Below are 24,260 nucleotides of genomic sequence, written 5' to 3'. Positions count from 1 at the left end.
CCCTAACCCCTTTTATCGCGTTTCACGTGGCTATGGCTCGCGATTTGCCAGCGGCCGCTGCACATAACATAGGTTGTAATGCAATGGGCGAGATAGGGGCGGCGAAACCGTTGATGGTTAGCAGTCGCGTTGTAGCTAATAATGATTGTGTTGCCGAGGTTCAGGAACTCTTGCTCGCTAAACTCCACAGTCTCAAAGGGCCTTGCAGAACCGATATTTTCAATCAGTGTTTTAAAGCGTTGCGGCGGCAGCGGGGTCGGCGGCACGATGATGGCATCGTCCATCACATGGCTACGCATCACGTCTTGGCCATCCAGCCAGACGCTTTTCTCTGTTTTCCAGATCTTATATAATCCCGTTTGATTACTCAGCCCCTCTAGCGAAATAGCCCCTCTATCCGCCAAGCGCCGGGCATTACTATATCCCGTCATAGCCACATCATGACGACCGTGTGTTAAGAATGTCTTGCAGTGTAACGTTGCTAATTAGCAAACATACAGTGCGTTAAGCCGTTACACAGACCAGTGTTGTCCCATCGACATGCACCACGCGAAGTTCGTCCCCGGATTTGGCGTTGCCGTCTTCTAGTCTTGCGCGCCATTGTGTGTCGCCGACTTGGACACGGCCTTGGCCCGTTTCAAAATCAGCAATCGCTTTCACGCGCATACCAACCATGGCCCGCGCGCGGTCGTTCAGATCAGACGGCTCTCCGCCTTTCACGCGAGGACGGACATAGACATGGCCAAAAACAAGCAAGACAGTTGAGAGAATGAAGAATAGCAAAAACTGCATTTCCCAGCCAATCGGCAGGACAAAGGCAAAGACCCCCACAGCAAGCGCCGCGAACGCCGGCCAGAGGATATAGGTCGTGCCCGTGACCAGTTCGAGTATCAGCAGCAAAGCCCCGATAATCATCCACTTCATGCCTGACATGGCCTCTAGCCACGCGACGATAATATTGTTGTCAGCGTCCATATGCTCCCCCTATTTTTTAGTCTTTGCACCCGCTTCAATCAGCGCGCCAAGCCCGCCGACAGTCGCGGCGAGGCTAGATAACTCCGCTGGTACAATTAGGGTTTTCTGGTTGGGTGAATTGGCCAGCGTTTCAAACGCTTTGACGTAATCCTGCGCGATAAAGTAATTCACGGCGTTCACATCGCCCGCCGCAATGGCTTTGGATACCATTTGGGTGGCATTGGCTTCGGCTTCAGCCTCACGCTCGCGGGCTTCGGCATCTAGGAACGCCGCCTCTTTGCGGCCTTCAGCCTCGCGAATGGCGGCTTCTTTTTCACCCTCGGCGGTCAGAATGGCGGATTGTTTTTGACCCTCCGCCAGCAAAATCTCAGAGCGCTTTTCACGTTCTGCTTTCATCTGCTTATTCATGGCTTGTGTGATATCCATCGGTGGCGATAAATCTTTAATCTCAATCCGCGTGACTTTCGTGCCCCAAGCATCGGTTGCGCTATCGATAACGGTCAAAAGCTGTGCGTTAATTTCATCACGGCGGGAAAGAACGCTATCCAAATCCATAGAGCCGACAACCGTCCGCACATTGGTTTGACAGAGATTTTGAATGGCCGTCTCTAGCATGCTGACCTCATAGGCAGCGCGGCGGACATCGATGACCTGGATAAACACAACCGCATCGGCGGTCACCATGACGTTATCTTTGGTAATGACGTCTTGAGACGGCACATCAATCAGGCGTTCACGCATATCCATTTTGACACCAATCGTATCAAGAAACGGAATAATAATGGATAGGCCAGGTTTAAGCGTTTTCGTGTAACGCCCAAAGCGTTCCAATGTGAACTCTGCACCCTGCGGCACGACGACAATCGCTTTCATAATGATGACGATTGCCAGTAAAACTAAGATAATGACGACGATGCTACCAGCGTCCATAAAGTCCCCAATTCGGATTGTCATTGTTATTATGCCAATAAAAACGGAGCCTAAAGCTCCGCCTTAAAAGTGTTATAGGTTTTCTAGCACATATTCGGCTGATGAGACTTTGAACTCGCCACCGTCTTCAACATGGAGCGCTTCGACGACACCGTCGTTAACGACCATGGCGTAACGTTGGCTGCGTTTGCCCATGCCAAATCCAGATCCGTCCAGCACAAGACCAATTTCTTCCGCGAAATCGCCATTACCATCGGCGAGCAATGTCATCTCGCCCGATACACCTTGGTCTTTGCCCCACGCGCCCATAACAAAAACATCATTGACCGACGTACAGGCAATGGCATCAACGCCCTTGGCTTTGAAATCAGCGGCGTGATCTTTAAACCCCGGCAAATGTTTGGCCGAACAGGTCGGCGTGAACGCACCGGGCACAGCAAATAACGCCACGCGTTTGCCGTTAAACACATCCGATGTCGTGACGGGTTCTGGGCCGTCTGCGCCCATTGTCATAAAGGTTGCCTCTGGCAGTTTATCACCGACTTTAATGCTCATAATGCTCTCTCCAAATCTATTGTTAGCATAGATATGGGTATGAAATCTGTATTTGGCAATATGACGCGTTTGAAAACCCGTTATAGCCCCGTCAAACGACGGAGTAGAACTATAGGGTTGAAATCTTGGCATGAAGGCGCATTTATACCTCATGATCAAAACGACAAATCTAACTGGCAAATTTTTAATCGCTACCCCGGCTATGGAAGATCCGCGCTTTTCCCAAGCGGTTATCTACGTCTGTAATCATGATGACGACGGTGCCATGGGACTGACGGTTAATAAGACCAAAGGCGCGCTGAACCTATCGGAGATGTTGGATCAAATAGGCATCGACGGCGCTGTGCGGGTCGCAAACAGTCCTGTGCTGAACGGCGGACCTGTTGATATGAACCGCGGATTTGTTATCCATAGCCCAGATTATAGCCATGATAACAATTCCTTGCGGCTGTCTGATACGCTGATGATGACGTCGACCAAAGACGTGTTAGAGGCGCTGGTCGCCGATAATGCACCAAAACGCGCTGTTATGGCCGTGGGCTATTCGGGATGGTCAGCGGGACAATTAGAACAAGAACTGGCTGTTAATGCTTGGTTGGTCGTGGACGGCGAAGATGCGCTCATCTTTGACACGGATATGGACAGCAAATGGACGCGAGCCTTGGCGGGTATGGGTATTTCACCAGAACAGCTATCAACTGGCGGGCAGGCCTAAGGCTGTTTTACGCCCCTCCCCCCTTATGCAAAGGGGTCCGATACCAACCGCGCATAAATGGCGTGATCGCGCCACGCCCCGTCAATTTTAAGATATTCGCGCGCCACGCCTTCATAGCTAAACCCGACAGCTTCTAGCAAGCTAATCGACGGGACATTTTCTGGCCGGACGGCAGCCTCGATGCGGTGCAGGCCCAATTCATCAAAGCAAAATTGCACAGACGCCCGAACGGCCGCACGGGCAAAGCCTTGGCGGGCATAACGCTCCCCAACCCAATATCCCAATTGCGCGCTTTGCGCCACGGTACGGCGGAGCTGCATGATATTACACGCCCCGATAAGGCGGTTATCAGAGGCCCGAAAAATATGAAACGGATAGCCTTCGCCAGATGCCACCATCTTTTTAAATCGTGATAAGCGCGCGCGGTAACTAGGGCGCGTTAGATGATTTTCATCCCAGCTGGGTTCCCATGGCGATAGGAAATCGCGGCTCTCGCGTCGAAGCGTCACCCAGTCCTCATAATCAGCCCAGCGCGGATGACGCAAATGCACAGAGCCGCCGGGTGCTTGGCCGTATAATTCAGTATGGATATTGGCACTCATGACCGAAAGCCCAGCCGTCCCCGCTGTATATGCAGGATAAGGTAGATGACGAACAGAACAACCGCGAGACCGTACCACGTCAACATATAATCAAAATGATTATTGCGAATATTGGGCCGTTTTAGCGGCAATGTATCCGCGTCTAAGACGCCCGGCACCGTATCGATATAGTAGCGCATATCCGCTCCGCCTGGCACGCTATCGGCCCAATTAGCGCTGTCCGGCATAGGATTAAAACTAAACCAGCGGTTCATATCGGGTGTGCTATTGGGAACACCGCGGTCTTTGGGTTGCCACATGCGCACATAACCCGCCAGCGTAACAGGCTCAGCCGTTGTGGTCATGATACCGCCCCGCGCACGATCAGCCACGGGGGTTAGCGCCGCGAACACAGCACGGCCTGTGGACTCCACGGGAACAAAAGGCCGCCAGCTGAGTTCGGTCTTGCGGCGTGAATAAACTAAAAACGGCGTCTGCCCGCCAATAATGTCGCCGTCAAATTCAATGCGGCTAAAGTCGACTGGCGTGCCAGATTGTAGCGCCGCTTCAACAGAGGCAAGCGACGTTAAAGGCGGAGCCGTCACGGCTTGTTCCACCTCTGCCAGATAGGCAGTTTTCCATTGCAGCCTTTGATATTGCCACGTCCCCAGCGCAATGAGGATAATCAGCGAGATAACGGTAAATATTGTTAGGCCCGGAAAGGGACGGAAATGCAAACGCATGACTAAAACTGTTCTTTCTAAGAGGGACCTTCGTTACTATCTTTTTCAATCTTAGCAGCTTTGCGCACATCAGACAGCCGCACTTCGCGCGCCTTATTGACCCACTGCAAGCTGAACATGATACCGCGCATCAGCCGCAATAACCAAAGCGATGCAACAATGATGACCACACTAAACAGCAATATGGTCACAATCATGGGCAAGCCTGTGACCAAATAAAAGGCCAGTGCCATAGGGATAATGAAAATACCCGTGATGAAAATGACAAAGACGGCAGGGCCGTCACCTGCGTCCTCTATGCGAAAATCCGCACCGCAAGCTTCGCAAAAATCATGAAAGGTCAGGAACTTTTTAAAAAGCTGTCCTTCACCGCAAGCGGGGCAACGGCCCCGCATGCCTGTTTCAACAGCTGACATGCTCGCCCGTCAGTTATCTATTGAAAGATAACGTAAACAAAGGCGAAGAGGAACAACCACACCACGTCAACGAAATGCCAGTACCAAGCAGCGGCTTCCAGGCCGAAATGCTTCTCTGGTTTAAAGCCGCCCCGTACGAGACGCATATAGCAAACAAAGAGAAAAATTGTCCCGATTAAAACGTGCAGTCCGTGGAAGCCTGTCGCCATAAAGAAGGCAGAACCATAAGCATTGGTCGAGAGCCAGAATGTCTCGCCGTCGCGGTAATGGAACAAATGCGAATATTCGTAAGCCTGTACCGCGGTAAAAAATACGCCGAGCAAGACAGTCAGCAGCAGACCCATTTTCGCGCCTTTACGGTCACCATGAATAAGCGCGTGGTGAGCCCATGTTACTGTCGTACCAGACAGCAGCAGAATAAGCGTGTTAATCAGTGGCAAGTGCCAGGGGTCAACTGTTTCAATAGCAGGCGGAGGCCAGTTGGCCCAAGCTTCTGGGCTTTCGCCAAACCCTTCATCATAGGCATAATCCGGGTTCCATTTCGCACGTGCCTTATGGAAGAAACCAAGCTCGAAGAACATCCAGAACCAACCGACAAAGAACATCGCTTCTTGCATGATGAACATAATCATGCCGTAACGCAGGCCGATATCAACAACAGGTGTGTGATCGCCAGCTTCTGATTCGCGGGCAACGTCACGCCACCACGCATACATGACATAGGCCGCCATCAAAGAACCGATCAGTAGGATGATCCAACCGCCACCGGCCCCCTCTTTGCCCTGGATTGTATCAAGACCGCGCGCGAAGAAAAACTCGAGCAGCGGGCTTTCGCCTGTGCGGTCAACGAGGCCCGCAAAAAACGCCACCATGCCAAGACCCCAAGTCAGGCAGGCAACGCCAGACCAGAACGGCCATGGGCTTGGGTCAATAATATGATAGTCGTGATTTACAGCGCCAGCCATAGGTCCCTCCGGATATCGGATATATATCTTTTGGCTGCTATAGCCGCGCGAACTGCGCGGGGCAATACCAGCCCGTGTGAAAAATGGGTTTTGACCTTATTTAAAGGTGGTCCCTTGCGTTAATTTATGCCGCGCGCCAACTCGGACGACTGCGCGATAGCCTCTTGATTGCGACTTTCAAAAAATGTGTAAGACAATGTCACCTCGCGCACATCATCGGCGCGTTTTTCTTCTTCAATCAGCGAATCAATATAGAAAATGACTGGGAAATTCACGGTCTGCCCGGGCTGCAATGTTTGCTCCGTGAAACAAAAGCACTCTGTCTTAACGAAATAAGGGGCCGCTTTGATGGGGGCGACGTTAAAGGTCGCGACACCAGTCACGGGTTTGTCAGATGTATTAGTCACTTTATAGTAAGTCACGGTAGATTGACCCACTTGCACATCGACAGAGGCGACCGCTGGTTTAAAATCCCAAGCCAAATCTTTTGACACATTGGTATCGAAGCTGACGGTGACCATACGGTCGATAATCTGGCTTTCATTCACCTGTGCGCGCTGCGTGGTACCGCCATATCCTGTCACGCGGCAAAAGGCGTCATATAACGGTTTTGATGCAAAGCCCAAAGCCAGCATTGCCAAGGCCACACCCACAAGGGAAAAAGCGGTTTTGCTGTAATTAACAGGCGTCGTCATCTATGCACTCCGTGTAATCATGGTGATAAAAACAAAGGCCATGAATGTTGCAAGGCCTATGGCGATAGCAATATTGCGTTTGTTGCGCGCTTTAAGCTCTTGCTCATTCGGCTCTACAAATTGGCGAGGTCGAGCGCGATATTGCTCAATCTTTTTACCGCCCGATTTTGACTTCGCATCAGCCATTAGCTTAATCCTTTTAAGAGCGCCTCTGCGGCCAAAACGCCGAAGATCGCAAAGAGATATATAATCGAAAAGGCGAACATATTCCGTGCGACACGATCGCCCAGTTTGACGGCATAAAGCGAGGCTTCATCGGCGCTTTCCGGTGTTTCGCCCGCGCGTGACCGCCAGACCTTGACCGCCATAGCGATAAAACCAACATTGAGCACAACAGCCGCAAAACCGTAGAGCCCTCCGCCAATGCCCGTCATGATTGGCAAGACACAGACGGCGGCAAGCACTAGCGTATAGACCAGCATTTGAAACCGCGTCGATTTTGGGCCTGCAATATTGGGCATCATGGGAATACCGACTTTGGCATAATCGCCCGTTTTATACAGCGCGAGGGCCCAAAAATGCGGCGGTGTCCAAAGGAATATAATCAGGAACAAGGAAAAACTCGCCAGCGTAACATCACCTGTCACTGCCGCCCACCCAATCATCGGCGGCAAAGCGCCCGGCGCGCCACCAATAACGATGTTTTGCGGGGTGCTACGTTTTAGCCACATAGTGTAAATCACAACGTAGAAGAATATTGTAAAGGCGAGCAGCGCGGCAGCGACCCAATTGGACGCAATGTAAAGCCCCCAGACAGAGGCAGCGCCGATAAACACACCAAAGGCTAACGCGTTATGCGGCGCAATTAATCCTGTTGGTACAGGACGTTTCTTTGTGCGTGACATTTGCGCGTCAATGTCAGCGTCATACCACATGTTCAGCGCGCCAGACGCGCCAGCCCCCGCCGCGATACACAGGATCGCCGCAACAGCTTTCCAGAGCGGCATTGTCCCCGGTGCCATGACCATGCCCGCCCACGCCGTAAAAACGACCAGAGACATAACGCGCGGTTTCATGAGCGCGAAGAAATCCCCTGGCCCCGCGAGGCTTAAGATGCGGTCAGATTCACCAATAGCGTGACGCGGTAATAAATCGCGCGTCGCCATAGACGGTGACGCCGCCATAGAAGGCGAGGCCGACATCGTTTCCGATGCGGCCTCCCCTGAATTTGAAATGTGAGAGCCTGTGCTCATCGCCTAATGGCCGTCCTCATCACCAATCACTGGCAATGTGCTAAACTGGTGATAGGGCGGTGGTGAAGACAATGTCCACTCCAACGTTGTTGCGCCCTCACCCCAGTAGTTATCGCCAGCGGGACGACGCGCGATTAGCGCCTCAAACACCCAGACGAAGAACAACAGGACAGAGACAGCTGTGAGGTAAGCGCCCATTGTTGATAGCTGATTATAGGTCGCAAATTCGACTGGATAATCCACATAACGACGCGGCATACCCTGCATGCCTAGGAAGTGCTGCGGGAAGAAGATCAGGTTCACACCAACAAAGAACGTCCAGAAGTGCGCGGCTGCTAGCCACTTATTATATAGCACGCCGAACATCTTACCGAACCAATATGTAAAGCCGCAGAAGATACCAAATACGGCACCCATAGACAGCACATAGTGGAAGTGAGCCACAACATAATATGTATCGTGAAGGGCTGCATCAACACCAGCGTTTGCCAGCACAACACCCGTTACGCCGCCAACCACAAAGAGGAAGATAAAGGCCAGTGCCCACTGCATCGGGATGGTGAAACGGATAGAGCCGCCCCACATCGTCGCAAGCCATGAGAAGATTTTAACACCTGTTGGCACCGCAATCACAAGGGTCGCCGCCAAGAAGTAAGCCTTCAAATTAACGTCCATACCCACAGTGTACATGTGGTGAGCCCACACAACGAAACCAACGACACCAATCGCGACCATAGCGTAAGCCATGCCGAGATAACCAAAGATTGGTTTACGCGATGATGTTGAGATAACATGAGAGACAATACCAAAGGCTGGCAAGATCATGATGTAAACTTCGGGGTGACCAAAGAACCAGAACAAGTGCTGGAACATTTCTGGATCGCCGCCCATCGCTGGGTCAAAGAAGCCTGTGCCGCCGTCAATACGGTCGGTGAACAGCATGAACAACGCCGCCGCGAGAACAGGCAGAGCCAAGAGCAGCAAAAAGGCTGTCACGAGCATCGCCCAAGCAAACAATGGCATTTTGTGCAAAGTCATACCCGGTGCACGCATGTTTAAGATTGTCGTAATAAAGTTAATCGCACCAAAGATAGACGAAAAACCAGCCGCGAGAAGACCAATGATAATAAAATCAAACGCAGGTCCAGGTGAGCCTGATGTCGACAGTGGCGGGTACATCACCCAACCGCCGCCAAAACCGTTGCCCGACGCCGCACCAGGCACGAAGAACGAGATTAGCAAACAGATAAGCGCCACTGGCAACAACCAGAACGACAGGTTATTCATACGCGGGAACGCCATATCCGGCGCCCCAATCATAATAGGCACGAACCAGTTACCAAACCCCCCAATGAGGGCTGGCATAACCATGAAGAAGATCATGATAAGGCCGTGCATCGATACAAACACATTATAGCTGTGCAGATCTTGGAAATACTGAATACCAGGCGCACCTAGCTCTAGGCGCATCATAAAGGAGAGAAAACCCCCGATAAGGCCGGAAATAATACCGAAAATCAGGTAAAGCGTCCCGATATCTTTGTGATTAGTTGAATAAAACCAGCGCGCCCAAAATCCGGGTTTGCCGTCATGATCATGTGCGTGATCGTCGCCGTAAATAGTTGCCATTATCTCTGTCCTCTATTTCGGGGCTGCGGCTGTCATAACCGCGCCGTTCACTGTGTTATCAGCGGTTTGTGTGGGGAAGGCGCCGCCATTTGCGACCCAACGCTGAAATTCGTCTTTTTCGACGACTTTAATCTCAATCGGCATAAATGCGTGGCGGATACCGCAAAGCTCGGAACACTGGCCGTAATATGTGCCCGTCTTGCCTTCGTTCACTTTAAACCAAGTCTGATTGATACGACCCGGAATAGCGTCCATTTTGATACCAAAGGACGGCATCGCGAAGCTGTGTAGATTATTTGATGAGGTCACCAAAACACGTACCGTTGTGTCAACGGGCACAACCAGCGGCGCGTCCGTACCAAGTAGATAGGGTTTACCCGCAGCAGCGGCTTCATCTTCGGGAAGCATGTTAGACACGAAACTCTCGACGCCTTCGTAGTCTTCGCCGACATAAGCATATTCCCAGTTCCATGTGTTGCCCGTAGCCTTAATCGTCATATCTGATTCAGGAATTGTGTCTTGGAAGTATAAAAGCTGCATGGACGGCACGACCATCACGAGCAGAATAAGAACAGGTACGATAGTCCAAACCACTTCCAACATGGTGTTATGTGATGTCTTAGACGGTTCGGGGTTACGCTTTTCTGAAAAACGCCACATGATGTAACCCATCAGGACAACAACAAATAATGTGATCCCGACAATAATCGGCATCAAATATAAGTTATGAAAATTAACCAGCTTTTCCATCACGGGCGTTACGGCAGGTTGAAAGCCGATATTGCCGTCAACTGGCTGTGCCGCATGGGCCGCAGCGCTCGCCATTAAGGCAATAGGCGCGGCAAGTAATAGACGTTTTAAATGCATGGTCGTCCTCATGAAGAGTTATAATCAAGACTCACCGTCTCGATTTGAATTGTATATACGCAACATAACGCCAGAAAACAGTGTAAATTTCCCGCGCGGATTGTCGCATTGCCTATAGACTATAAGGCTTGAGCGCCTAAATAAAGATATAAGCGCGATAGTCCACGCCATTTTGCAAAATTTTTCCGCTCTTTGATATAAAGAAAGCTCTCTATGTCCGATTTTGTCTTTGATGATGCCGAGTTAACGGCGGAAATCGCCCAGTCTACCCTTGATGAGGCTCTAAACGGCGCAGATGACGGAGAACTTTTCATTGAACGCGGCATATCAGAAGCGCTGACCTTTGATGACGGGCGGTTAAAATCAGCCAGCTTTGATACGAATCGCGGCTTTGGCCTGCGCTGCGTTGCAGGCGAAACATCGGGCTTTGCCCAATCGACAGAGTTGACCCCTGCCGCCCTCACCCGTGCTGCGCGCGCCGTGGTGATGGCCAAGGACGGCCATGACTGCACAATGTCACCTGCCCCTGCCCGCACCAACCGCGCGCTTTACCCTGATGTTGATCCCGTCGAGAGCCCGATATTTGGCGATAAAGTTGGATTGCTCCAAGAAATAGATGCCTATTGCCGCGCGCTTGATCCGCGCGTCGTCCAAGTCTCTGTCACATTATCAGGCACACGCAAAGCCGTCTCAATCCTGCGCGCAGGTGGGGCGCGTTATGATGATGTGCGTCCCCTCGTGCGGCTAAATATTCAAATCACAACAGAAAAAAACGGTCGCCGCGAAAGCGGTTACGCCGGTGCAGGCGGACGCGCGGGCTACGAGAAATTTATCGACACAGATCACTGGCAGTCCCTCGCGAAGGAAGCCCTGCGCGGGGCGCTTGTCAATCTTGACGCTGTCGCGGCCCCTGCGGGCCAAATGGATGTCGTGCTGGGCGCAGGCTGGCCGGGTGTGCTTCTCCACGAAGCGATTGGTCACGGCCTTGAAGGTGACTTCATCCGCAAAGGCACATCAGCGTTCTCTGGCATGCTGGGGCAGCGTGTTGCCGCGCCCGGCGTGACCATTGTTGATGACGGCACATTGCCGGGCCTACGCGGCAGCTTGACGATTGATGACGAAGGCACACCCACGAAGCGCACGACCCTGATTGAAGACGGGATCCTGAAGGGCTTTATGCAAGACCGCATGAACGCGCGACTGCTGGGTGTTGAGGAAACAGGTAATGGCCGCCGCGAGAGCTTTGCCCATGCGCCCATGCCGCGCATGACCAATACTTTTATGCTGGGCGGCAAAGCGGAACCAGGCGAGATTGTCGCTGATCTGAAAGACGGAATTTACGCGACTAATTTTGGCGGCGGACAAGTGGATATCACATCAGGCAAATTTGTCTTTCAATGCACCGAAGCCTACCGCGTGAAAAACGGACAAGTCGGAGAGCCGCTTAAAGGCGTGACCTTAATCGGTGACGGCCCCACTGTCCTGACCCAAATCCGTCACGTCGGCAATGACATGGCCCTTGACCCCGGTATTGGCGTCTGCGGCAAAGCCGGCCAAGGCGTGCCCGTCGGTGTTGGGCAACCCACAGTCTATGTCGAGAGCATGACAGTTGGGGGAAGTGCGGTTTAATTAATCCACCCAAAGGGTCGCCCCATCAATAAAGATATCAAAACAGCTTACGCCCAAACCCAAGCGGTTTACCAACGCCGCGCACAGCCATAGCATGACGGCCGATTACAAACGCTCTATGAAAAACCTTGGCTTGACCGCCTTATATCAAACACCCCCAAACAGCCGAGCGTTCTTGATTTAGGCTGCGGGAGTGGCAATCCGATTGCAGGATATTTTATATCACACGGCGCGCATTATATAGGCGTGGATTACAGTCCAGAGATGATAGCCCTTGCCCGCCGCCACTATCCTTCCGCGATGTGGCAGGTCAGAGACATACGCGACCTCGAATTGAGCGCGACATTTGACGCCATTCTAAGCTGGGACGGATTTTTCCATCTGTCGGTATCAGAGCAACGCGCCGCCCTGCCCCGTCTACCGCAATGGATAAACGCTGGCGGGGCTTTCATGAGCACAATCGGCCATGGCGAAGGCGAAGTCACTGGCACAGTTCACGGCGACACAGTTTACCATGCCAGCCTTAGTCACGAAGAATATCATGACACACTAAAAGGCCTTGGTTTTCAGACAATTCAAATCTGGCCTGATGCCGAGGGTAGCCTTGGGCGGACGATACTTCTCGCGGCGGGGTTTGAGCCGTCAGGATAAGTCCCGCGTAAATCTTAATCTCGTATTTCGACGATAGCATCAATTTCAACGGCGGCGTCTCGCGGGAGTGAGGGGCTCCCGACAGCGAAGCGGGCATGTTTGCCGATTTCGCCAAAAACCTCGACCATAAGGTTAGAGCACCCGTTGATAATTTGCGGGATATCTCCGCCACTACTCTGCGGTAAGCTACAGACAAATCCGCCAAGTTTGACAATCTTTACAACACGCGAGAGATCGCCGTCGCACGCCGCTTTCATTTGCGCGATTAACCGCAGACCACAGAGCCTTGCCGCAAGCTGGCCTTCTTCTAGGGTCAAATCCTCACCAAGACGGCCCGTTAGCATTGTCCCGTCAGCCCTGACCGATGTTTGCCCTGCGATGAAAACCAGATTGCCAGTCCGCGTATAAGACACATAATTAGCGGCAGGGGCCGACGCCTCTGGCAAGCTTATGTTTAAAGCCTGCAATTTTTCGTCAATTGGGTTCATCGTATGCTTTCTCATTTTCGGAATAAGGTGCCTGAGGTTTAGCAACACGTCCGTCAATGATAACGGCTGCGGAAATCTGTCCGAATACATTGACGCAACTGCGCATCATATCCGGGATACGGTCAATCCCAAGCATGAAAGCAAGACCCGCAACGGGCACGCCAATTGCGTCAAGCGCTGGCGCCATGGTCACCACGCTGGATGACGGAACAGGCGCCACGGTAAGCGAGACGAGGAACGTCGCAAGCACGACAGCTCCGGCCGCCCCCAAAGCGACAGGCACGTTGTATATATGCGCCAGAAACACAATCGCCGCGCCCTGAAACAACGCGCTGCCCGGCCTATACATTGACGCGCCAAGCGGAATTAAGAGATCGGCCACAGTCTCTGAGACACCGAGGTTTTTTTGGCTTTCTTCAAGGGACACGGGGATGGCCGCCGCCGTGCTCGTCGTCGAAAAAGCGACAGATGTTGCGCCCAATATGCCTTTGAAGAATTTTAGAGGTGGCATTTTTGCGACAAAGAATAACAAGGGGACGAAGACGACCGCCACTAAAATAATAAGGCCGATAAAGACGCAAATAATAAATATAGCAAGGCTTTGAATAAGACCCCATCCAAGGACCGCTGTCGCTGGGGCTATTAGCCCGAAAATGCCTATCGGTGCTGTATAAAGAATCCACCATACAAGTTTAATCAGCGCCTCACTGATATCCTCTGCGCCTGTAATCATCCGCTCTCGCCGCGCTTTGGGTAATGTTCCCGCAGCGGCCGCGAAAAGTGCAGTAAAGACAATCAGCGGTAATATCGCCCCGTCTGCCGCCGCGGCAAAAGGGTTGGCAGGAACCAAACTGACAATGAAATCTGTGATGCTTTGCAGTTTTGGGATGGGCGCGGCCTCTACCGCTGGCATATCAATGCTCGGGGCAAAGCGTAGTCCGAATGTCATAACGGCCATGCCAATAACAATCGCAGGAATAAGCGTGACCCAATAAAACGCGAGTGTCATACCGCCAATTTTACCGAGCGTTCGCGGATCACCAAGGCGCGCGACGCTGGCAAAAATAACGGTAACCACAAGCGGGATGACAATCATTTTTATGGCGTTAATAAAGAGCTTCCCTAGCGGCGCAGACTCGCGCGCAATAGCTTGCAAAATGGGATTGCCCGTCATCGCCGCGCCGAGTCCAACCGTAAGACCCAGAAACAATCCTAATGCAATAAGTCTATTGAGCATGGCTTTCTCCTGATGGGCAACGCGTAAGTGTGCGGCCCGCAAGTGCAGACCGAGGCTTGCCCTCCGCAATAGAGGTCTGCCCATTTACAAATAGATATTCAACACCAATCGAAAGCACGGCAGGGTTTTGGAAGTCTGCTTGCGGTGCAAAATCATCAGGGTCTATGACCGCTATGTCCGCGACGTATCCAGGTTTTAGATACCCCCTTCCGCATAATCCAAATTTACCGGCCACCATAGCACTGCTGCGGTAGAAAAAAGTCTCAACGGGCATGAGGGATTTACCAATCACATAGTCGCGGTATTTTTTAGGAAAGCTCGCATATTTTCGCGGGTGGCCGGTTGTGCCGTCAGAACTGGTCATAACCCAATCTTGAACCATAAAATTTTCAATTAAAACATCAGCGTCAATGGATGGCTGACACGCGCTAAGCAAGGTCACTGCCAACGTCAAGCCAATGGTGCGGCTAGCCCTCACTCACCTGTCTCATGGGTCAAAAGCAAGGACATCATTTCCTGCGCAAATACTATTGCAGAAAGATCTATGGCGTCTCGGTTTGTTTCGTCGCCCACCTCATAGGTAATCGAAGAAATACCGTAAGTATCATACATGTAATTTTTTGAAATCGGGCGACCTGAATTGTGCCTTGCTTCACGCGTGAAGGCGTAAACATCATCATCCAAGCGCGCATCAACAGCGGCAACCCAATCTCTTGCGAAAAAAGGCGGGCTCGTCGGTTCGTCATCAGCTTGAGTATAAAGGAGGTTCCGCGCTGTTGAATGAAAGTCGAGGAAGAAAGCGACGCGGTCAGCGCCACCTGTCCCAGCAGTCGTTTTAAACCGGCTAAAGGCGTCTTTCACGGCCCGCGTTTCGGGCTGACTAAACGGTCCCCAATCACGGTTTAAATCCATACCGCCCTCGCTAAAACGCCAATGACCTGCGCTAACTCCATCTGGGTTTATCATTGGCACAATCAGGACATTAAAATGCTCTCTGAAGCGTTTCGCTAAATCAGTTTCGCCCAAGACGGTTTCAGTAAAGGGCATAAGCGCCAAGGCACCCGTAATTTCAGGGGGGTGTTGCCGCCCGACCAAAACAACATACGGCTTTGCCTTGTTCGGCTCTGTTTGGGCGTCCAGCATTTGAAGCGGATAGCCCTTAAGCGATGTCCCAATCACAGACGCGCTGACAAACGGTCGCTCGGCCATTTGCGCCGTCCAATTATCATGGGCTTTGGCGGTAAAGATTTCTTGGGCCGAAACATAGAAAGGACGGCCATCAGATTTCAGACGCAAATCAAGATGATCGTCTGCCCTCTTAGTGAGCTGCCGCTCGGATATGACTGTCCAGTTTTTACCGTCATAGCTTTTCTTTGGCTTGTAACGATGTTTTCCGTTTTCATATTTAAGACTAATTCGAATATCGTCATTCGTTTTTGGGTCGACACGAAATCCGTACCACGCGCTATTGTTTATCGGCGCGCCCTGTGGGTCTGTTTTGGCTTCGGGCCGAATGGTAAAGGCGAAAGCATTCTCAGATAAAACATCACATTGATTTAGGCGCGCCGTTGGGTGATCAGCCCGTATTTCCGCGACGTCATTTTCGCATAAAGCTGCGGACGTTGAAGCTGGAAGGCGGGTGTCGGCAGGAGCTGTTACAACTGTGCTGGCACAGGCGGTTAAGAACATTACCGACAGAAAAACAGAAGATTGATTGATGAAACCCATTATTGAGCCCTCCTCATTTGTGTATGACTATTCTTAAAGGCGTGGCCAATGTCTTTGGCTATTTTCATCGCACTGCCCGCTGCAAATGTATAGCCAAGAGAGCCGTGACCGACATTCACATAAACACCCGGAATTTTGGTCGCGCCGATGACAGGTACGCCAGATGGCATCATGGGCCGAAAATGCGTCCAATGTTGAACAGGGCCGTCAAAATCAGCGGCATTAGGCCAAACCTCACGCGCGATTTTTAAAAGCTGCTGCCCTCGTGCTTTTGCACCATTTGGGTTTTGGTTGGCATCTAGGAAACCCGCTATCCGAATTTTGTCTCCTAAATTTGCGAAAACAATTTTGTTTTGAAGATCAGTAATGCTTGTTTTTGGTGATGTCCCAATTGCGTTTAATGTCAGGCTGTAGCCTTGCATGGGGTATATCGGAAGGCTCATATCTAATTTTTTAAGCAGCTTACGTGGATCATTTCCAAGACAGATGACAACGGCCTCACAGCTATGGTCTGCGCGATCAGTTTTTATGATGATTTGATTGTGGGAGGCGGTCTGAATATCTTGAATGGTCTGACCAAAGTGAAACGTCGCATCAAAATTATCAACCAAGGCCGTCTTAAGCGTTTGGCAATAGACAGTTGGGTCTAATGCGGAATCGTCTTTTGCAAATAAACCGCCATAGATAGCCTTGCTCCAGCTTGATAGTGACGGCTCAACGGCAATACATTCATCAATATTTAGGCAGGTTTGATCAGCCCGACCTGCGGATGTCTTTTTCATCTGCTCATATTCAGCCGCTGTGGACGCGAGGACAATTTTTCCAACCCCTGTGCGCGCAATCGCAGCGGTCGCCAAGTCAGACTCGATCAAGCTCATCGTTTCACAAGACAGAGCGGCAAGGGCTGTTCGCGCCTGAAGGTTTTTTAAATAGCGTTTTGAGGTACACTCAGATAGAAAGCTTACCCCCCACTTCAGATAGTCAGCTTTAAGCGACACTCCAAATTTAATCGCGGGATCAATACCTGCCAAATAAGCGGGGAGCTTACGCAGCGCCGACGGGCTCGCAAAGGGATCAACATAGCTATAGGAGAGTTGCGCCCCATTGGCATGGCTCGCCCCCGATGCCACATCCATACCTTTGTCAATGACACTGACATCATGGCCTTGACGCGCAAGCATATAGGCGGTCGAAACCCCTATTACGCCAGCGCCAAGAACACATATTTTCACGTCTATCTCACTTAAATTTTGACAAGGGGGTGTTATCTTTTGAGAGTTCAAAAGTTAGCCTTGATAAGGCTGGAGTTTGTCCCCCGCAGAAAACTGCGGGGTAACGGTTAAAGACTAGAAGTTTTTGCGGATACTGCCGTACCAATAACGGCCACGATTAGAGTGAATACCAACAAAGTAACCACGCGCAAATTCATCGGCGAGTGGCGGTTTATTATCACCCACATTACGCACGCCGAAGCGAAGGCGTGTATCCGACAAAAGATTGCCCGTATTGTCACCATCAAAGGTATAATCCGCATAGAGGTTTAGCGTATTAAACGAGTCGACCTCTAGGAAATCATAGCCGTCGCCCGTGACCGACGTATCAACCACATCGCCGACATAGCGGTAAAACGCACCCGCACCCCAATTTCCACCACGCCATGTTAGCGATGCGGTATAGCGCCATTCGGGATTACCATTTTGGCGAATAAAGTCCTCTTGCGCGACAACCTCTACGGCATCGTTAATATTGCCAGCTTCGACAGCATCGATAATTTCAAGCGCACGAGCCGATGGTGTTTGGAAAAATTTGCGGATTTGGGCGACATTAACCTTCGCGTTAAACCGCCCAATTTTGTCAATCTCGAAACGATATTGCGCGCCAAAATCAAGCCCTTCAGTTTCGCGCAAATCAAGATTAGTAAAGGGTTGCTCTACGCGCAGAATATCACCAGCAGGCGCAAGACCGGCCGCTGTGAATATGGCGGCAACCTCTGCATCAGGGGCTTCGCGAACGACGCGATCATTAGAGCTGCCTTGTAGACGCAGTAAATAATCTAGCGTGATTTCGTTTTGATCAGAGAACAGACCCACAAGTCCGTCTTGCTCAATCCGCCAAAAATCCAGTGTGAAAATCAAATCATCTACAGGCTCAAACGTTGCGCCAAGAGAGAAGTTTTTGCTCGATTCGGGCTCAAGATCTGGACCGCCACTACGTACACCTTCAATGGCTTGGCTATCACAGTCACCTGTATCAAAAGGCGTATTATTAGCGCGCGAAATCGCTTCACATAAAATCCAGTCTTCACGCGCTGTATTGCTGCGGCGAATAGCAGTTGCATTGATCTGCTCTAAATTGGGGGCGCGGAACCCTTCGGAATAGGCCCCGCGAACTTGGAAGCGGTCAAAGGGATACCAAGACGCTGCAATTTTCGGCTTAATGACACTCCCAACATCGGAATAGCTTTCCGCGCGGGCCGCCAGCTGCATATCAAAGGAATGAACCAGCGGGATGCTCATTTCTGGACTGACAACGGGGACGGCTAATTCTGCAAAGGCAGAGAAAACATCACGGTCACCATCTGTGTCCGGTGTAGCGCTAGAGCCCAAAACATCAGAGGCAAAGGTCTCGCCCGTTACGATATCTGTAAATTGCTGCGTGCCGTCCAAACGGTCGTCGCGGTCATCATTATAGCTCTCATGACGCCATTCGACACCGGCCGCAAAGCCGACATTGCCCGCGGGTAGCGCGTAAAGAGAGCCATTGGATACTTTGGCGTCAGCAAGCGTCAATGATGTTTTGCCGTCGCGTTTAACATCCACGACAAAGCTGTCGATTGTGTTTTGGTCATTGGCAAAATTTGGCGCATTCAAATCGACCTGATTACCGCCAGCAAAAGGATTATAGGCCGAGGCGTCTGTGCGCGCTATGGCTTGCTGGAACAAAGTGTTACTGATGCGGTTTGTACGGTCCTTCGTGCTGGCTTCGGAATGAAGCGCTGCCGTTTCCCAATCCCAATCGCCAGCGGCCCCTCTGAACCCGCCTAAGATACGGAAGCTGTCATTTTTGACATTGGCCACACGCGTGCCCGCATCAAGCGGACGGAGATCCATAATGCGGATAGACTGCCCAAAGGGATTGTAAAACGCCGTGTCTGGAATGACGATACGCGTGCTAGACAGGATCGCTGCCCCTTCGCGTTCACGTTGATAATCAGCGTGATAATAGGACGCCTCGCCGAAAAATTCGGCCCCATTGTCCATCTCGTGATTAACAAAAGCCATAAGATTATAGCGGTCAGTATCGCCAACAATGTCGCGGTAGCCAGCCCGGTCAAGACGCAGAGCCGTATCAATCGAGCCGCCGTTATCAATACAAACATCGCCGCCCAGATCAGGGCCTCTACACCCGTCAAATGACGTTGGTTGAATATGGAAATCATCATCGCCGACGCCGTCAATACGCGCTTCGCCCGCCAGTGTTTCAAATTCACCAAATTGGGTCTGGGTGGATAGATTGCGCAACTGTGTATCGCCTTCGTAGATCGTACCCTCAAAGAAAGGGCGTAGATCCTCTGTCGAAGAGTTCCGCAATTCCGTTGCCCGCATGCCGTTGCGCAACATCACATTACCAAAGATAGAAATATTGGTTTTCCCGTCATTCACGTCCTTGCCCCATTTGAAGGAGCCGCTCGTCTCGTCAAGACCTGTCCCTTCAGACGTCCCGTATTGCAGGGTAAACTGCCCACCTTCGTAGCTGTCATCCAAAATTGTGTTAATCACACCCGCCACAGCGTCCGTGCCGTAAACCGCCGAAGCGCCGTCGCGCAGCACTTCAAGGCGCTTAATGCCTGTAACAGGGATAGCGTTTGAGTTGACAGACACCACAGGCGTCTGGTTCACCGCTTGTGTGCCCGGGTGGTTAACGAGCCGCCGACCGTTGAGCAGCACCAACGTGTTACCATCGCCCACACCGCGCAAATTAACAGAGCCCACATCACCGCGCGCACCGTTGACGCCCGTAAATCGAGCTTCTGTAAATGTGACTTCGCCGAGCTGGGGGATAGATTCCAAAAGCTCGCTACCGCTCACCGCGCCAGTCAGTTCAATGTCTTCAGTGCTAAGTGACGTAACCGGCAAGATACCCGCAATATCAGAGCCTTTGATTTGTGTCCCGACAACAATAATCTCATCTTCGGGGGTGATGTTATCTTGCGCGACTGCCGACGCTGATGACAAACCGATGATGGCCGTTGAGAGCAAAAGTTTAGATGTAATTGAACGGTAATACATTGAGGTCCCCTTGATTTATGCAAATGTAAACTGCTTGATTTGTCGACGACCAACAAGTTCTTTTGCTTTTGCAACATATAACCAAGGGTTATGGGCGGCGACGATTATTCGACCATCCGTTATGTTGACGTTAAGTTCAATTTTTCTCGAAATTGACGCATGGCTGACCGCAATTCCGCATTAAACAAGGACTGATGTTTGGCCTGGGGTTCGTTCAGGCGCATAATAATATCGACATTGATTTTTATACCCGGCGTCAGAGCCCGTATTTGAAGACCACTAATATCGCCAGAAAAAGCGGTAATCGAATCAATGATCGCAATGCCCGCATTTTGCTTAACCAGCCGCTTTGCAAGATGATACGTCTCTACAACAATGTTACTGTTGATTTTAGAGTCAAACGCGTCTTCGAGTTTGAGCGATAAGACTTTACCAAGAACACTCTTTTGATTGAGCGTCACTAAGGGATAGGCCCGTAAATCGGAAATTTTCAAGGGGCCGTTACTCGGCAGGCTTAGACCTTCAGGCGCAATACAAACAAATTCAGTTTGGCCAATTTGGAGCTTCTGAATGCCGGGAAAAGCAGGCGCATCAAATACAAGACCTGTATCGATTTGATTGTCGAGCAGAGCTTTGACAACTTGATGCGCGTGTAAAGTTTCAGTTTCAATAGTGATGTCTGGATTATTTTTTACAAACCGTGCCAAAGCCACAGGGCCAATTTCAAGCCCAAAAGCGGGCGTCATCGCAAACCGTAAATGTCCTGATTTTGTGTGCTTTAAATTCGCTGTGAAACGGCTCAACTCATTTAACTGATCGACAAGTGGCTGAACTTCATCAAATAGTTTTATGCCTTTCTCAGTCGGAATCAGCCGGCCAGAGATACGATCGAATAATTTAAACCCAAGCTGATCCTCGGCATGTTTAAGCACTTTGCTCACACTCGGCTGAGAGACATTTAACGCCCGCGCGCCACCACTCACCGAGCCTGTCACAAACACTGCATGGAAAACTTCAATATGCCTTAAATTCATAAGGCCACAGTCCATCTGAATGCCGCATCCGTCAATACAGAATGTCGCGTGGGTAAGCTGACTGCGTGGCCAAAGCCCTCTATTTAAATAGATTGATCCTTTTCGCCATTAAGCTAACTCGCACAGAACCCTAAACCTCCTGCGCGAACGCCTCTTTCTTGCGGCGGCCGTCTATGACATCGACATAGCCGTGGTTGACGTCGCGATGTTCCATTTCGTCGGCACGCACCGCAATGATGACGTCGCGCAGTCGAGCATTGGCGGGCAGCTTCCAATACCCAATCGCGATGTCTGGCGCGGGGACATTTTCATGGCGGCCTGCGTCGACCTCCGCAAGATATTGCGTATAGCTTACGACCGCTTCTTCCTCAAAATACCCAACAACGCGGTGGGCTGTACGCGGCGCGAAAAGATAGAGGAAGAAATAGGCATTATAGAAAAAGAACTGCGTCATCATGATAAGGAACCGCTCGAACCGATTGGGCTGTGCGATCTCGATAAAGGTCATGAGGTGCATACGCTCATTCTCGGCCTCATCTAGCAACATCCTGATCCAGCCCTCATCATCACGCATATAACGCAGCGCGGTGAGGTGCTGTAAAAGCCCGCCGACCATACCTGGCACAGCCGCCACAGTTTCCAACACCACAGCCCGGTGGCCATAACGTTTGGCAAAAAACTTATCCGCGACAAAGCGCAAAGCCTTCACAAAAGCGTAGGCAATTTTATCGCTGAACGTGACAGGGGCGACGTGGCTGTCGATATCCAAATCATGCCGTACATCGCGCGGGGACGGCGTATAGGGGCCGTGATGGGCGGTGTTGGTCGCGTGGGTTGCTTTTGTCATGGGGGCTCCTTTTGGCCTAGAAAAGCATGTCGTTTTGCTAGAATTGATATGGGTATAAAAACGGCCGCCACCACGTGCCAAAACACCGCAGTCGTCCGTTAATTCCCACGATATGAGGGTCGTTTTTCTAAACAGGCGCTTAAAATTTTGTCATTTTTCTCGCCGCAATCTTGAACAGAGCACAGACGAAATTATTTTGCACGCGGGAGGCTGAAAACCCTCGGCGTCCCGTCTAATCGCCCATAAATTTGGGCCTTTTAATATGGAGAAACACGTCATGAAGACAGCTATCTTTAACACTTTGGCCAAAAAACCACTTGTGCTATCGGCCGCCCTTATTGCGCCTTTCTTTATCAGCGCGCCCGCCAGTGCGGACACATCGGGTCTGGTCAACCCGCAAGCGGTTGCGCAATTATCAACGTCATTAAAAGACACCGTCCAAGCCTATGAAGCCCTCGCCCAAGGCGACGTGACCATGGCGCGTACAACGCTCGACAAAGCGCTACGGACCATGCAATCCGCCGTTGCCAAAGAGCCAACGCTCGGCGTCGCGCAGACCTCTGCCACCGCGCTGCATAGCGAGCTTAAATCTATTCATTCCAAAATGCGCACAGCGGACAAATCAGCCGTCAAATCAGAGCTAAGCTCTGTGCTCGCGCGCGCCGGCATCACAACAGGGGCTTAAGGCCTAAAGATTGGAGCGCGCCATATGTGGACGTTGCGCTAACCCGCAACATAAGACGCATCCAAAAGACGAACCGCGAAGGGGATCGCGGTTCGTTGATTAATCTGAAATCATAGGCGATGTGATGTCGCCCCCCAAAAGCAAATCATAGTTAAGCTCCTGCATCCGCATCACGGTTTGGGCTTGGGACATGGCATACATACTTGCAACGCCGTTCTTTAAGACCTTATCTAAGGCCGCCTCATAGAGCTGTGTTTGCTGCTTAAACGCAGCCTGCGAAATCCTGTCGCGGGTCGCTTTTGGGAACGCATCAATTGACGGGATAACGCGTCGTAATTTCATCATTCGCGTGATGCCGCCCCACTCTTTGAAGGTTTTCTCCGTCACCTCATATCCCAAATAAATAATATCGCTTTTGCCTTTTTTCTGGGTCATAAACAAGACAATCACGCCAGGCTCACCGCTTAGCCTTGTTTGCTGCATCACGATGCCCGCCCGTGACCCGTCATATTGCGCCCATGCGTCAAGAGGCTCTACCGTTGGTTGCCCCCGCAATTCCAGCGGCGAAACGCTTGGTAATTTTTGAGTAGCCGTTGCAAAATCTCTTACGCCGTATTTCGGCCCCGTCTGGGCAAGATAATAACGCGGCGCAAGCGGGTCGCTGGGATTCACCGAACGCGTGAGCTTTCCAATTGAGGGCCATCTGTCCATTTCCGCAATCGTTTGTGGCGGAGTATAGCTTTTCATTTGCCGCGTGGGCGGGGTTGCGCGCGACTGCTGAGTTTGCGCAGTGCGAGCCGTCCTTTGAGCACTGTGCCCAGACCCAATTTTGGCGACTGTCGCTGATGTTGCTGCGCCAGCAATGCGCCGCGCTTCGGCCGCTGGTCCTGTTAAAACGGCCCCCGTGTCATCGGTCGCCACCAAGGCCACAGTCAACTCACGACCATCGGCGGACATAGATGCCTTGAAACTATAAACGCCGTCCGCAGCCTGCACCAAGCCCGATAGAGTGTTGCCATCAAAGCGTTCATCCCACGTCATGCTTAGCGATAATATAGACAGCGCATAGTCTATCTGGTCTCGCAAGCCTGCGCCGAACTTATCTAATGGGGCTTGCGCGGCAGCTTCTAGCCCTGCTTTTGAATAGTTCTGCATCCTAATCAGCGGCCCACCCGACGGCGACAGTCGTTCCTGTCCGTTGGGGTTTTCAAGGCTGTATTTATCCCAGGTCGAAAAATCAGTTTGCGCAAAAGCGGGCAGTGCAAATAAGACACTGAAAACGCACAGAATTTTAGCAATCACGGATCGCATAATTAACTCCACATCATCACGCCCCACCGTAGCTTAG

Annotated in this window: 25 protein-coding genes and 1 pseudogene; 4 read left to right on the top strand and 22 right to left on the bottom strand. The window is 51.4% G+C overall.

All coding sequences use genetic code 11. From position 1 onward, the window contains the following. Positions 1 to 2: 2 nt before the first annotated feature. The 4 genes from AB6B37_RS04420 to AB6B37_RS04405 all read right to left on the bottom strand — a co-directional run bounded on the left by AB6B37_RS04420 (position 3) and on the right by AB6B37_RS04405 (position 2,460). Complete coding sequence (locus tag AB6B37_RS04420; protein ID WP_371397690.1) at positions 3 to 431, bottom strand: hypothetical protein; 429 nt, start codon at positions 429 to 431, stop codon at positions 3 to 5. Between the two features lie 73 nt (positions 432 to 504). Then, positions 505 to 975: an NfeD family protein gene (locus AB6B37_RS04415; protein WP_371397689.1), complete on the bottom strand. Its 471-nt coding sequence runs from the start codon at positions 973 to 975 to the stop codon at positions 505 to 507. Positions 976 to 984: 9 nt separating this feature from the next. Then, a complete protein-coding gene (locus tag AB6B37_RS04410) occupies positions 985 to 1,905 on the bottom strand; it encodes an SPFH domain-containing protein (RefSeq protein WP_371397688.1) in 921 nt (306 codons plus the stop codon). Positions 1,906 to 1,977: 72 nt separating this feature from the next. Further along, positions 1,978 to 2,460, bottom strand: coding sequence for a peroxiredoxin (locus AB6B37_RS04405; protein WP_371397687.1), 483 nt, complete (start codon positions 2,458 to 2,460; stop codon positions 1,978 to 1,980). Positions 2,461 to 2,611: 151 nt separating this feature from the next. Here AB6B37_RS04405 and AB6B37_RS04400 point away from each other — a divergent pair, with 151 nt between their 5' ends. Next, entirely contained in the window at positions 2,612 to 3,175 is a 564-nt protein-coding gene (locus AB6B37_RS04400) for a YqgE/AlgH family protein (RefSeq protein ID WP_371397686.1), read from the top strand. Between the two features lie 23 nt (positions 3,176 to 3,198). On the opposite strand, the gene AB6B37_RS04395 is transcribed toward AB6B37_RS04400, so the two are convergent. The 9 genes from AB6B37_RS04395 to coxB form a co-directional block, all read right to left on the bottom strand. Next, complete coding sequence (locus tag AB6B37_RS04395) at positions 3,199 to 3,777, bottom strand: GNAT family N-acetyltransferase (protein WP_371397685.1); 579 nt, start codon at positions 3,775 to 3,777, stop codon at positions 3,199 to 3,201. Beyond that, a complete protein-coding gene (locus tag AB6B37_RS04390) occupies positions 3,774 to 4,499 on the bottom strand; it encodes an SURF1 family protein (RefSeq protein ID WP_371397684.1) in 726 nt (241 codons plus the stop codon). Before AB6B37_RS04390 ends, AB6B37_RS04395 begins: the two co-directional genes overlap by 4 nt. Before the next feature lie 17 nt (positions 4,500 to 4,516). Continuing rightward, complete coding sequence (locus tag AB6B37_RS04385; RefSeq protein ID WP_371397683.1) at positions 4,517 to 4,915, bottom strand: DUF983 domain-containing protein; 399 nt, start codon at positions 4,913 to 4,915, stop codon at positions 4,517 to 4,519. A gap of 17 nt (positions 4,916 to 4,932) precedes the next feature. Further along, positions 4,933 to 5,880: a cytochrome c oxidase subunit 3 gene (locus AB6B37_RS04380; protein WP_371397682.1), complete on the bottom strand. Its 948-nt coding sequence runs from the start codon at positions 5,878 to 5,880 to the stop codon at positions 4,933 to 4,935. A gap of 119 nt (positions 5,881 to 5,999) precedes the next feature. After that, a complete protein-coding gene (locus tag AB6B37_RS04375) occupies positions 6,000 to 6,575 on the bottom strand; it encodes a cytochrome c oxidase assembly protein (protein WP_371397681.1) in 576 nt (191 codons plus the stop codon). Then, positions 6,576 to 6,761 (bottom strand): hypothetical protein, encoded by a 186-nt coding sequence (locus AB6B37_RS04370; RefSeq protein WP_371397680.1) that lies wholly within the window; start codon positions 6,759 to 6,761, stop codon positions 6,576 to 6,578. It lies immediately after the preceding gene. Beyond that, on the bottom strand, positions 6,761 to 7,741 hold the full coding sequence (gene cyoE / locus AB6B37_RS04365; protein ID WP_371398409.1) for a heme o synthase: 981 nt from the start codon (positions 7,739 to 7,741) through the stop codon (positions 6,761 to 6,763). Before cyoE ends, AB6B37_RS04370 begins: the two co-directional genes overlap by 1 nt. Before the next feature lie 90 nt (positions 7,742 to 7,831). Then, positions 7,832 to 9,457 carry a cytochrome c oxidase subunit I gene (ctaD, locus tag AB6B37_RS04360; RefSeq protein WP_371397679.1) on the bottom strand — a complete coding sequence of 542 codons (1,626 nt, stop codon included), beginning with the start codon at positions 9,455 to 9,457 and terminating at the stop codon, positions 7,832 to 7,834. A 12-nt stretch (positions 9,458 to 9,469) separates the two neighbouring features. Beyond that, complete coding sequence (gene coxB, locus AB6B37_RS04355; protein WP_371397678.1) at positions 9,470 to 10,324, bottom strand: cytochrome c oxidase subunit II; 855 nt, start codon at positions 10,322 to 10,324, stop codon at positions 9,470 to 9,472. A 213-nt stretch (positions 10,325 to 10,537) separates the two neighbouring features. Here coxB and tldD point away from each other — a divergent pair, with 213 nt between their 5' ends. Both tldD and AB6B37_RS04345 read left to right on the top strand, forming a co-directional pair. Beyond that, complete coding sequence (tldD, locus tag AB6B37_RS04350; RefSeq protein WP_371397677.1) at positions 10,538 to 11,953, top strand: metalloprotease TldD; 1,416 nt, start codon at positions 10,538 to 10,540, stop codon at positions 11,951 to 11,953. Positions 11,954 to 12,091: 138 nt separating this feature from the next. After that, a pseudogene (locus AB6B37_RS04345) lies at positions 12,092 to 12,604 on the top strand (trans-aconitate 2-methyltransferase); the annotation flags it as partial. Between the two features lie 14 nt (positions 12,605 to 12,618). Here AB6B37_RS04345 and AB6B37_RS04340 read toward each other — a convergent pair. From AB6B37_RS04340 to AB6B37_RS04305, 8 genes are all read right to left on the bottom strand, one after another. Further along, the gene (locus AB6B37_RS04340) at positions 12,619 to 13,092 is read right to left on the bottom strand and encodes a RidA family protein (protein WP_371397676.1); all 474 of its coding nucleotides are present in this window, start codon (positions 13,090 to 13,092) and stop codon (positions 12,619 to 12,621) included. After that, positions 13,079 to 14,329, bottom strand: coding sequence for a dicarboxylate/amino acid:cation symporter (locus tag AB6B37_RS04335; RefSeq protein WP_371397675.1), 1,251 nt, complete (start codon positions 14,327 to 14,329; stop codon positions 13,079 to 13,081). The genes AB6B37_RS04340 and AB6B37_RS04335 overlap by 14 nt, the downstream gene beginning before the upstream one ends. Next, positions 14,319 to 14,807 carry a hypothetical protein gene (locus tag AB6B37_RS04330; protein ID WP_371397674.1) on the bottom strand — a complete coding sequence of 163 codons (489 nt, stop codon included), beginning with the start codon at positions 14,805 to 14,807 and terminating at the stop codon, positions 14,319 to 14,321. The genes AB6B37_RS04335 and AB6B37_RS04330 overlap by 11 nt, the downstream gene beginning before the upstream one ends. Beyond that, complete coding sequence (locus tag AB6B37_RS04325; protein WP_371397673.1) at positions 14,804 to 16,057, bottom strand: M14 family metallopeptidase; 1,254 nt, start codon at positions 16,055 to 16,057, stop codon at positions 14,804 to 14,806. Before AB6B37_RS04325 ends, AB6B37_RS04330 begins: the two co-directional genes overlap by 4 nt. Next, positions 16,057 to 17,289, bottom strand: a complete 1,233-nt coding sequence (locus AB6B37_RS04320) for an FAD-dependent oxidoreductase (protein ID WP_371397672.1) — start codon at positions 17,287 to 17,289, stop codon at positions 16,057 to 16,059. Before AB6B37_RS04320 ends, AB6B37_RS04325 begins: the two co-directional genes overlap by 1 nt. Before the next feature lie 114 nt (positions 17,290 to 17,403). After that, positions 17,404 to 20,346, bottom strand: coding sequence for a TonB-dependent receptor domain-containing protein (locus AB6B37_RS04315; protein ID WP_371397671.1), 2,943 nt, complete (start codon positions 20,344 to 20,346; stop codon positions 17,404 to 17,406). Between the two features lie 119 nt (positions 20,347 to 20,465). Continuing rightward, positions 20,466 to 21,380 (bottom strand): LysR family transcriptional regulator, encoded by a 915-nt coding sequence (locus AB6B37_RS04310; protein WP_371397670.1) that lies wholly within the window; start codon positions 21,378 to 21,380, stop codon positions 20,466 to 20,468. Positions 21,381 to 21,510: 130 nt separating this feature from the next. Continuing rightward, the gene (locus AB6B37_RS04305; RefSeq protein WP_371397669.1) at positions 21,511 to 22,227 is read right to left on the bottom strand and encodes an alternative oxidase; all 717 of its coding nucleotides are present in this window, start codon (positions 22,225 to 22,227) and stop codon (positions 21,511 to 21,513) included. A gap of 277 nt (positions 22,228 to 22,504) precedes the next feature. Between AB6B37_RS04305 and AB6B37_RS04300 the strand changes: the two genes are divergently transcribed. Beyond that, a complete protein-coding gene (locus AB6B37_RS04300) occupies positions 22,505 to 22,912 on the top strand; it encodes a hypothetical protein (protein WP_371397668.1) in 408 nt (135 codons plus the stop codon). Positions 22,913 to 23,011: 99 nt separating this feature from the next. Here the strand turns inward: AB6B37_RS04300 and AB6B37_RS04295 are convergent, their stop codons facing one another. Next, on the bottom strand, positions 23,012 to 24,223 hold the full coding sequence (locus AB6B37_RS04295; RefSeq protein WP_371397667.1) for a hypothetical protein: 1,212 nt from the start codon (positions 24,221 to 24,223) through the stop codon (positions 23,012 to 23,014). Positions 24,224 to 24,260: the final 37 nt, after the last annotated feature.

It is taken from the genome of Fretibacter rubidus (assembly GCF_041429785.1).
GTDB classification, from domain to species: Bacteria; Pseudomonadota; Alphaproteobacteria; order Caulobacterales; family Maricaulaceae; genus Fretibacter; species Fretibacter rubidus.
This window is presented reverse-complemented; position numbering and strand designations above follow the sequence as displayed.